Annotated in this window: 11 protein-coding genes and 3 pseudogenes; 9 read left to right on the top strand and 5 right to left on the bottom strand. The window is 39.4% G+C overall.

Annotation, left to right across the window (positions count from 1 at the left end):
* The 5 genes and pseudogenes from JL57_RS00410 to JL57_RS33145 all read left to right on the top strand — a co-directional run.
* Positions 1-199 (top strand): annotated as a pseudogene (locus JL57_RS00410) (preprotein translocase subunit SecA); the annotation flags it as partial.
* A complete protein-coding gene (locus JL57_RS33155) occupies positions 153-389 on the top strand; it encodes a type II toxin-antitoxin system HicB family antitoxin (RefSeq protein WP_291299537.1) in 237 nt (78 codons plus the stop codon). The pseudogene JL57_RS00410 and the gene JL57_RS33155, both read left to right, overlap by 47 nt.
* Complete coding sequence (locus JL57_RS33150; protein WP_291299536.1) at positions 373-759, top strand: hypothetical protein; 387 nt, start codon at positions 373-375, stop codon at positions 757-759. The genes JL57_RS33155 and JL57_RS33150 overlap by 17 nt, the downstream gene beginning before the upstream one ends.
* 73 nt (positions 760-832) lie before the next feature.
* Positions 833-1,093, top strand: a complete 261-nt coding sequence (locus JL57_RS00400; RefSeq protein WP_034140073.1) for a hypothetical protein — start codon at positions 833-835, stop codon at positions 1,091-1,093.
* A 10-nt stretch (positions 1,094-1,103) separates the two neighbouring features.
* On the top strand, positions 1,104-1,328 hold the full coding sequence (locus JL57_RS33145) for a hypothetical protein (protein ID WP_291299535.1): 225 nt from the start codon (positions 1,104-1,106) through the stop codon (positions 1,326-1,328).
* Between the two features lie 161 nt (positions 1,329-1,489).
* On the opposite strand, the pseudogene JL57_RS33140 reads toward JL57_RS33145, so the two are convergent.
* Together JL57_RS33140 and JL57_RS00390 are read right to left on the bottom strand one after the other, a co-directional pair.
* Positions 1,490-1,750: pseudogene (locus JL57_RS33140) on the bottom strand (D-alanyl-lipoteichoic acid biosynthesis protein DltD); the annotation flags it as partial.
* A gap of 36 nt (positions 1,751-1,786) precedes the next feature.
* A pseudogene (locus JL57_RS00390) lies at positions 1,787-1,993 on the bottom strand (DUF2922 domain-containing protein); the annotation flags it as partial.
* 728 nt (positions 1,994-2,721) lie between these two features.
* Between JL57_RS00390 and JL57_RS00380 the strand changes: the two are divergent.
* Both JL57_RS00380 and JL57_RS00375 read left to right on the top strand, forming a co-directional pair.
* Entirely contained in the window at positions 2,722-5,676 is a 2,955-nt protein-coding gene (locus JL57_RS00380) for a TOTE conflict system archaeo-eukaryotic primase domain-containing protein (RefSeq protein WP_034140071.1), read from the top strand.
* A 304-nt stretch (positions 5,677-5,980) separates the two neighbouring features.
* Positions 5,981-6,499 (top strand): hypothetical protein, encoded by a 519-nt coding sequence (locus JL57_RS00375; protein WP_291299534.1) that lies wholly within the window; start codon positions 5,981-5,983, stop codon positions 6,497-6,499.
* Between the two features lie 54 nt (positions 6,500-6,553).
* Here the strand turns inward: JL57_RS00375 and JL57_RS00370 are convergent, their stop codons facing one another.
* Positions 6,554-6,940, bottom strand: a complete 387-nt coding sequence (locus JL57_RS00370; protein WP_034140070.1) for a type II toxin-antitoxin system HicB family antitoxin — start codon at positions 6,938-6,940, stop codon at positions 6,554-6,556.
* Between the two features lie 37 nt (positions 6,941-6,977).
* Positions 6,978-7,151: a type II toxin-antitoxin system HicA family toxin gene (locus JL57_RS00365; RefSeq protein ID WP_034140069.1), complete on the bottom strand. Its 174-nt coding sequence runs from the start codon at positions 7,149-7,151 to the stop codon at positions 6,978-6,980.
* 918 nt (positions 7,152-8,069) lie between these two features.
* Between JL57_RS00365 and JL57_RS00360 the strand changes: the two genes are divergently transcribed.
* Both JL57_RS00360 and JL57_RS00350 read left to right on the top strand, forming a co-directional pair.
* Positions 8,070-8,390 (top strand): muconolactone Delta-isomerase, encoded by a 321-nt coding sequence (locus JL57_RS00360; protein ID WP_034140068.1) that lies wholly within the window; start codon positions 8,070-8,072, stop codon positions 8,388-8,390.
* A gap of 469 nt (positions 8,391-8,859) precedes the next feature.
* Positions 8,860-9,315 carry a MarR family winged helix-turn-helix transcriptional regulator gene (locus tag JL57_RS00350; protein ID WP_034140066.1) on the top strand — a complete coding sequence of 152 codons (456 nt, stop codon included), beginning with the start codon at positions 8,860-8,862 and terminating at the stop codon, positions 9,313-9,315.
* 487 nt (positions 9,316-9,802) lie between these two features.
* Here the strand turns inward: JL57_RS00350 and JL57_RS00345 are convergent.
* Positions 9,803-10,111, bottom strand: a 309-nt coding sequence (locus JL57_RS00345) for a glutaredoxin family protein (RefSeq protein WP_034140065.1), incomplete at its 5' end; no start/stop codon positions are given.

Here is a 10,111-nt window from a genome sequence, read left to right as displayed (position 1 = left end):
CAGGGCCAACCATATCGCCTTCCTCTGTGAAAACCTGGATAAAACCATTAAGGAAGTAAAGCATGAGCTGCTCCAAATCGCCCCCAATGACAAGGAGACGTATATCACTTATAAGAATAAAGTTTACGATCTTTTGAATGTGTGGCTTAAGGATGAGACGTGGAGCAGGCAAGCTCGTCCTGGCGGAGATACGCAGTAAGGAATGGTGGATGATGAAGAGGAAATATGTTTTCCCGGCCATTATTGAGCGGGATAAAATAAGCGGCAAATATACGGTTGTTTTCCCGGACCTGCCGGGCTGCGCCATCGAAGGGGAGAATTTTATCCAGGCTTATTACTGGGCCGGGCCCAGGCTGGGGTTTCATTTATATAATGGACAGAGAGCATGAGCACATCCCCGAAGCTTCGGATACTTCAGGCTGGGAAATTGCGGCGGACGCTGTTGTTGTTTCGGTAGCGGCCGATCTGCAGGAGTACCGGCGCATGTACGGTCCCAAATTCGCCAGAAAAGCCATCGGGTTTCCCAGCTGGCTCTTCCAATTGGGGAAAAAAGGCAGGCCGATTTCTGCGCAGGACATGCGGGAGGTATTGAGGGAGAAGCTGGGGATTGACATGCTGCCTGAAACCACTCATGATTTATCTGAAGTGTTCGGGAATGAAGAGACGAAGAAAGAGGTGTCTAAAGAACTGGATGCAGTTCAAAAGGCGCCTCCTTTGATTCCGAGCCCATCACACAGCTTTTTTGTATTTTGCAATTAATTGATTATCTCCTTCTAAGTTGGTAAAACTAGTCATAATACTTATTGAATAGCCAGTTAGAAGGTGGTAAGATATGGACAAGAAGATCGGTCGCGATCAAGATGTTGGTCGTGACGAAGATGTAATTAATGGCAATAATGATAGTACTAATAGTAGAGCCTCAGAGGAGGGAAATAATATGTCGGCATTAGCTGAAAAAAAAGAAAATACTTATAAAGGTTTGACTTTATCTGAGAAAAAACTAAAAGAGATAACTATAAGCCCCAAAATTAAAAATGGTAAAGTACAGTTAGACAAAAATGATCCTGCACATCGTTATATATATGAGGATTGATAGATAAAGAATGAACTTTAAAATTGGAGATATTTTTTGGTTAGATGTTGAATTTGAAGATGATCCAGAGGGCAGCAAAAGAAGACCAGCAATAATTATTGGTGGTACAGCAGACGAACTATTTATTTTAGTATCAACTACTTCTCAACCTCCAAGTGATCCTCCCTCCTATTACGATCAATTCAAGATCCCAATTTTAAATTGGCGCAATAATGGCACTTCACATCATGGGTAAAAGGTTTATTTTTATTAAGATATCCTAATGAATATCTTATGAGTGTAGTTAAGCCTGACGATTATATTATGAAAATGGATGAAAATACTTTTAATTACTTAGTAAATGAACTTGAGTTAATACATGGAAGAAAAGACTCAGACCTCCACAGCGGGGTCTTTTCATTTGCTATTATCTAATATCGGGCAAATTCGGAAGACGTATATCTTTGATTCCTGATTTAGAAATTGCCTCTTTGCTGAGTTCTTTGACCTCAGTTGAGATATTATGTCGAATTTATACTGGCAATTTAGCGACTTATTTCTATCCCCGAGCGGAGAAAAAATCATTTCCCATGATAAAAAGGAATTCAACTTCTCGTCTACAGCCACCCAACCTTTCCAGGCTAAATGCCAAGGATCATTTAAAAAGTACAGTTCATTTTCGTGTGAAGTACCCGTAAAGCGTGGGAGATGCGGAGGGGGGTCGAAAAGGTCGTTGGTTGTGGTATCTATAACCTTAATGTCCCGTATTCCGGTCAGCGCGCCGCTGGACGTAAGGAATAGATCACTGGCAATAATCGAGTCCATCACGGCCATAACCTCAGCCTGCTGCAGGTCTACCCTCGGATTGGGGATTGTAATCGCAAACGTTTTGCCGCCGGCGGTTGTGAAAGTTAACCGCATGGACAAGTCGCTTGAATTTCGGCTTGTCCGTATAGTCTATGATTTTGCTTGTCCGAAGGTTATTATTTGCGGACCGCTTTTTTTGATTTTATACTTAGCCAGATGGAGAGCAATAAGTAGAACCCCTGGTTATCAAGTTGTCGCTGCCAGTTATGCTAGGTTTTGTGCTTGGGAAGTTAAGAAATAGATCGCGTAAGTATCCGCAGCGGAAAAGGTTATAATCCCAGCAGGGTCACAGCCATAGCTTTTGCCATCGCTATCGAGCCTTGTTTGCTTTCGACCAAGTTCTGATCGGAGGCTAATTGTCGTTCTGAAAGCGACCCATTAGCCTCCTAACTTTGTTATCCTTTAACCATCAAGGAAGAAAAGGGGATAACAATATGACAACAAACATAACAGAATTGGTATTTATCCGGGATAAGAGCGGTTCTATGTCAGAAAATTAGTTCCAATCAAATTTATGTGTACAGAAAAGGATCCAATTGATTGTCATAGAAGTATTTTAGTCGGTAGAGCTTTCGATGATGAGAAGTTTGACGTTTCTAATATACATGAAGATGGAAGTGCTGAGACCCAGGAGGAACTAATCGAAAGACAAAATCTTATAAAAAATAGACAACAAGATTATAAGACTTTTATTATGGTATATTATAGGAAAAGGGTTTATACAGATTGCACTTGAACGGCTAAGGTTCATGTGAAGGCTAAAGTAATATAAGGGTGGCATTATGACCTTTGAAGAACTGCTTGAAAAGTATCAAGCGTTGTTGCTCGAGAACGGCAATCTAAAAGAAGAAATAACAAATTTACAAACTAAGCTCGGTGTTTCAGAACATCGGGCTATTCTCGATGGACGCTCTGATAATGTGTTTGTGGATAGCTTATTTCCGACACCTGATACATATACAGAAGTATCCAATCATGTATCAGAAGGCAATACTTTGCAATCAAACATAAACAGCATGTCAGATCCCAAGGACAAAATCGAGTTATTTATGTCACTCTTTAAAGGCCGGGATGATGTTTTTGCTAAACGATGGGAAAACAAAAAGAAGGGGACGAGTGGATATTCGCAGTGCTGTTTGAATGAATGGAAAACTGAACTGTGCAGAAAACCAAAGGTAAAATGCACCGCTTGCTCCAATAAGGCCTATGCCCGTTTGGACGAAAAGGCTATTGGCGATCATTTACGAGGGCGTGGTAATTTAGTTGCGGGAATATATCCGCTGTGCCTTGATGATACGTGTCACTTTTTAGCGATTGACTTTGACGATGGAGAGTGGCAGAAGGATATTTCACAGCTTAGAGAAGTATGTTCAGAATTTGATTTTCCAATAGCCATTGAACGCTCGAGGTCAGGAAATGGAGCCCATGCTTGGATTTTCTTTGAAAGCCCTATTGCCGCTACTTTAGCAAGGAAACTCGGAAGCGCACTCCTTACCTACGCCATGAACAAAAGACATGAGATTACCTTTAAATCTTATGACAGGTTTTTTCCTAATCAGGACACTATGCCAATGGGCGGCTTTGGGAATTTAATTGCCTTGCCCTTGCAAAAAGCTGCAAGGAGTCATAATAACAGCGTTTTTATCGATGACAATTTTGAGCCTTTTAAGGATCAATGGGAATTCATGACCACCCTACGAAAGCTCTCTGAAGATGACGTCGAAAGTCTTATATCGAAACTTTGCACTGGAAATGAACTTGGCATTTTGAAAAAAGATGATCAAGAAGAACCACAAAAGCCCTGGGATATAAACATAATCAAACTATCAATGAATGATTTTCCTCAATCAATAACAATAGTCAAAGCAAATATGCTGTTTATCCCGAAAACGGGCATTTCTCAAAGAGCGCTAAACCATTTAAAACGGTTGGCAGCTTTCAAAAATCCAGAGTTTTATAAGGCTCAGGCCATGCGGCTGCCCATCTTTGAAATACCTAGAATAATATCATGTTCTGACGAAACAGAAGACTATCTCTGTCTGCCAAGAGGGTGTGAAGCCGACTTAAAGTCTTTTTTCGCAGAACTAAAGATTGAACCTGAATTTATAGATGAAACCAACCCTGGCAGGAGCATCGAGGTAGAATTTAACGGTAGTTTGAGGGACGAACAACCACAGGCACTTTTTCAATTGCTCAAACAGGATATAGGAGTACTCTCTGGAACAACCGCTTTTGGGAAAACTGTGGTTGCCATAAATCTGATTGCTGAGAGAAAAGTTAATACGCTGATTATCGTGGATAAAGTAAATTTGGTAACCCAATGGAAAAGAAGATTAACAGAATTCTTGACTATAAATGAAGCCCTTCCAGACATGTTCGAAATCAAAAAGAAAGGAAGAAAAAAGGCAAATAGCACGATAGGGCAATTGGGAGCGGGCAAGAATAATTTGAATGGAATAATAGATATAGCTGTCATGCAATCCTTGAATAAAATGGGTGACGTGAACGATTGTGTTAAAAATTATGGCATGATTATTGTAGATGAGTGTCATCATATATCAGCTTTTAGCTTTGAGAAAGTACTTAAAAGTTCAAATGCAAAATATGTATACGGATTAACTGCGACACCTGTACGAAAAGATGGACATCATCCGATCATATTTATGCAATGTGGTTCCATACGATACAAGGATGATGCCAAAAAACAGGCAGCAAAAAGGCCCTTTGAGCATTATGTCATTCCAAGGTTTACGTCGCTTAGAGTCCCTCTGGATAAGAATGAAAAGGATGTATCGATTCAAGAACTGTACTCCGAAATTGTCGTCAATGAATTTAGGAATCAGCTTATCGTAGATGATATCGCTCGAAGCTTTGAAAGTGGCAGAAACTGTCTTGTTTTAACTGAGAGAACGGCGCATGTCGAATTGCTTTTAAAGAAACTGCGTGAAAGAATTCCTGAAGTGATCTCTTTAACGGGTGGAATGGGAGTAAAACAAACTAGGGAGATAATGACACAAATATCAGAGACACCTGCTGACAAGCAATTAACAATTGTTGCCACTGGAAAATACATTGGAGAGGGCTTTGACGAACCACGCCTTGACACGTTATTTTTAGTGATGCCAATATCCTGGAAAGGCACCTTGCAACAATATGCAGGAAGGCTTCACAGACTCTTTGCAAACAAAAATGAAGTGCAAATCTACGACTATGTGGATATCCATGTAAGGATGCTTGAACGGATGTACCATAAACGGCTAAACGGATATGCCACGATTGGTTATAAAGCAAAAGGGAAAAGTAGTACATCAGAGTCAATCAATGTGATTTTTGACAAGAGCAATTTTTTATCGGTCTATACTAATGATATTATCAATGCTGCAAGAGAAATTCTGATAGTTAGCCCTTTTGTTACCAAGAGACGTACTCTACAAATGATGCAGCATCTGAAGGTTGCCTTAGAAAATAAGGTGAGAGTTATCGTCATAACCCGGTCACTTGGAGATTTCAAGGACAAGAATACGAGTGCGTTACAGGGTGCGCTGGATCTATTGAAGGTTGCTGGAGTAAGCTTAGTTTTCAAATCGAATATTCACCAAAAATATGCACTCATAGACCAACGAATCGTGTGGTATGGGAGTATCAATCTTTTGAGTTTTGGTAGTGCTGAAGAAAGTATCATGCGACTGGATAGCCCAAACATTGCTAATGAATTAGTGATGAGCATGGACAAATAATACAGCCGGGAAACACAAAGTTTCCCGGCTATATTATTCTTAATGGATCTTCAATTTATCTAGAATTGTATTTAGCAAAGATGAATGATGAAAACATATTAATTAGTATCATCAAAATTGCTCCTCGTGGAGAAGTTTAGAAGAGATTATAAGAGACCTGAAGAGGTCTTTTATCATCGCGCGGCGAGAAGACTCCCATCCTCTATAGGTGGTGAGATGAATCGCCGCCCCAAAATATTACCAGAACACCCGTTCCAAAACTGTTCTTCCTATGGTAAAATAAGGGTATAGAATATTGGAGGGGGTGTTCAAAATAATCCGAGTCTTAAAGACAAAATTCCTGACTACTAAAGACAACATTGACCGTCTCTTTGCCTGTAATCGCACATCTGCTAATGTTTGGAATGATTGTCTAGGATTGGCCAAAGAGCATTTTCAAAAAACCGATAGCTGGATTGACCGAGGGACGTTGCATTTAGCTACCAAAGGTCAATACCCAATCCACAGTCAGTCCATACAGGCGGTATACGAAAAATACATCGATGCTAGAGAAAATGCCCATAAAGCGAGATCATTGGGATTCACCCAAATTCGGTATCCGTACAAAGAAAAAAAGCATTTCAATACTAAATGGAAAAAAGACGGGTTTCGGGTTGGTGAAAACGGAAAAATCGAGTTAAGTTTGGGGCTTTTCAGTGGTAAACGTCAAAAACCTATAGTGGTTCGGGTAAAGGATTTGCCCTCTGGCAAAATTGCCTATAGACAGTCGAACCCGAGTATAAAATACTTCGATTTATTAGTTGAAAGACAAAAGATAATGTAGATCGAATTAACTCGATCTACATTATTTTGAGATTAATTATTTTTGATTTGTTTATCACTGAATGCCAAGTTGGTCTTTTAAAGCGCTTTGTAGGACTTGGGAAAAGTTTATCCCAGCTTTCTCAGCTTGAACGTTCAGCCAACTTGGAATCGTCAAATTTTTTCTGATCGTACGATTATCGTTTGCCCTGCGGTATGCGTCGAAATCAATATCTACCAAGGTAACAAGCTCATTGGCTTCGCATACAGGGTGCAGAGTAGATGGTGATGGAATAGACCGGCCCATATCCTCTTCACAGATTCCCCAAAGTCCAATCGCGTCGCGGGCCATTTCGATGGCGTTAGCTACATCGATACCCTCGGTGTTAATATGCAAATCAGGGACAAAGACAACATAGCCTACGTCTGCCGGAGTTAAAACAACAGGATATACTTTTTTCATCAAAAAACACCTCCATATTTTCAAAGCGTTTAGGGGCTTAGTTTAGCCCCTGTCGCTTGATGATAGCTTTTGCTAGCTTTTCATCAACTTCTCTATGGCGAGGAATCGGTTCACTGTATATTCCGTTGGTGTACAAATCATGGTTTGCACCGTTTCTCAATAACCACCAACCATTATCAGTTAACTTTTTTATTAAGTCTTTCCGCTTCATTTCCTCACCCCTTAGTTATATTGTACGCATTTAATACGTATAAATCAAGCGTTTTAAAACTAATCCTCTCGATTACGAGGGGATTAGTTTTGGGATTTTCCATGATTAATCCTTACGTACCATTTGAATAACTCTGCAAAGTTTATTAAATTGAATTAGATACCATTTAGAACATAATCAGGAGATATGTTTCCGTGGACTGGGCACGTGGAGACAATAATAGTGCTATATCGGGGTTGAGTGAAAGCCTTGGTATCAGCGGCTTTGATAAGACATATAGTCTTTTTAAAGTATGTGGCGTAAAGGGGAATATATTTTGATTTTGTGTTGCCGGATCCAGGACGGTTTGGCTTTTTGTTTTTATGGCAATTTTTTAGGAAGATGAAGGAAAGAATGGAAATAGTTCTCGTAATCAAGTACATGAATGACTGACTTGATAATATAATCCCTCGGTTCATATTCGGTGTGGAAATAGGTATGTTCAATATCAACGCTTGCATTTAGGAAAATCTTTTTATTTATTCCGTCAAATGCTATTGACAGAAATTCATTTAGTGCTATTATTATGAATATAAGGAAATGGAAGGTAACCTTGCTTACGAGGTTTATAGTGACGATACATAGTCACTTAATTTCTAAAATTTATTATTAGATTAGAATCGGCTTTGTGCCGGTTTTCTTTATTCCTGCTCCGATTTCTCCCTCAAAAGTGGAAGGAGAATCAGAATCAGTCTTTCAGTCCCAAATAAGGAACAAGAGCAACCCAGACCTAATAAGGTGGACGGTTGCTCTTGTTTTTTATTTCGGGTTGAAACTGAAAAGATAAACTGTCAACCCGATTGTCTTGCTATGGTGAGGCAAGATGCTCAAGCATTTCCTAAATGAACAGCCAAAATCAAATGGAAAGAAGGGTTAAGTATGTTATTCTTTGTTAAAAGCGAATTGACACAATTGCCTCCGTTCCCACCTCAACAGGTCAAAGAAATTATGGTACAAGGGTGGGAAAAAGTTATAAACTATCAGAAACAGGGGAAGATTTTGGCACAAGGGATGATTGCCGGTAGAAAAGGTGGTTGTGTTATTTGGGATGTTGAGTCCGTCGAGGAACTCCATACATTAATATCCCAATCTCCTATATTTCCTTTTCTTGAGACAGAGATTACTCCCTTAATCAGTATTGAAAATGCTCTGAAGTCCGTTAAATTTGATTTGGAAGCAAAACAAACCCTCAAAAAATAATTAGATTATGCCTCACCATAACATTATCTCGATTTAAGGCCCCTGACGAGGGGCCTATTCTTTTTGTATTTTAATTTTCTTTGTGTCACCAGAAGAGTTTAATAGCCTCACGTTCTTTTAACATCTTTTCAGAGGCTATTAAGCATCTTCAACGAGAAATTGACATAACGCGGGGAAGGCATCCTATTCCTGAAGATGGGATTAAGGCTTTACAAAATCTTAATGTACTCTTCAAAATAACGCTATCTCAATTGGTGTCTGCTAGAATATCTGAGAATCCAATGTTTCGTAGGTATCAATCAAAGTCAAGCTTAGAGCAAACAGCCGATATCATTGATAAGATTTTAGATAAGGACAATTATACTTCTTGGATTGGAGTTGGAACCAAAAAAAATTAAGGATTCCCATTAAATTTATAGTTGCATATTGCAACTATAAATAATATACTACAACTAAGAGGAGGGATGTTATGGAAAGGCTTGAAGTCGAGAGATTAAGTGATTTGTTGAATGACCTAATTCGTAGCCTAGGTCTTTTACAGAAGGAAGGGGCTCAGTGCTGTGGGATTACCCCTGCCCAAAACCATATCATTTATGAAATTGGTAGACATCCTGGAATCATTGTTAATGATTTAGCACATATGTTAGGTTTAGAGAAAAGTACCATTAGCCGTCATGTCCAAGGACTTATTGAATCTGGGATCGTTAAAAGTCTCCAATCAATTGAAGATAAACGGTATCTAAACTTAAATCTAACGGAGCAAGGACTTTTAATTAATCAGAGTTTAACTAATTCTCTGGCGGGCTATGTGGTAGATATTTTCAACCAGATACCAGAAGAAAGAAGAGATCAGGTCAATGAAAGTCTCACTCTTCTACTAAATGCAATTTCAAAGAGTCCGGAATGTTGTCGTAGAGTGATATAATTTTTTTCGAGAATATAGTTGTATAATGCAACAAATATTAAGGAGTGATTTAAATGTTATTTTTAGTTTTAAGTCTCGCTATTATCGTTGTTTTGAGTTATGTGCAAGCGTCTACAAAAAGGAGCTCTGGAATGGAAGAATATTGCAAGTTGGAATGTAAAGGGTACAAATATTGATTTAGGGGTTGAAGTTATCGAGATATCAGTGGGGTAAGGGCGGTGTTTCAAAGGAACCTGGTGTCAAAGGAACCTGGTGCACCAACTTATCAATGGCGATCCCGGAGTCCTTTATAATGCCCAGGGCCAGGTGGTATCCAGTAAATGATGTGAAGCTCATGGAAATAACTCAAGATGTTTCTCGGATTTTGGTGCCTTAACAACTGGATACGGAATGGATCTTGTAGGTTTGTTACATATTTGTATAATAGCAGATTACTATGTCATGTAATAAAACCCGCTACATTGAGCGGGTTTCCTACTTAACCAGTTTAAATTTTCTCCGGCGTAGTATTAAAGCAATACGAACATTTCGGACAAGTCACCTGGAGTGTCCCTTTATTAATAGGAACTCGCATCTTAGTCTTGCATTTTTCGCATTCAATGACCCGATGATCGACTAGCTGTAGAATTCGTGCCTGATCGAATCCGACTACTAACTCATCCCCAATCAGAAAAGAAGGAACCCCGCTGACGTTTCTGCGGATTAACTCCGCGCGGGCTTGATCATCACGGTTGATATCCTTTTCCACAAAATGAATCCTATGCTGCGAAAGAAACTTCTTCGCTGTATAACAATG

Source organism: Desulfosporosinus sp. BICA1-9, from assembly GCF_000802135.1.
This window is presented reverse-complemented; position numbering and strand designations above follow the sequence as displayed.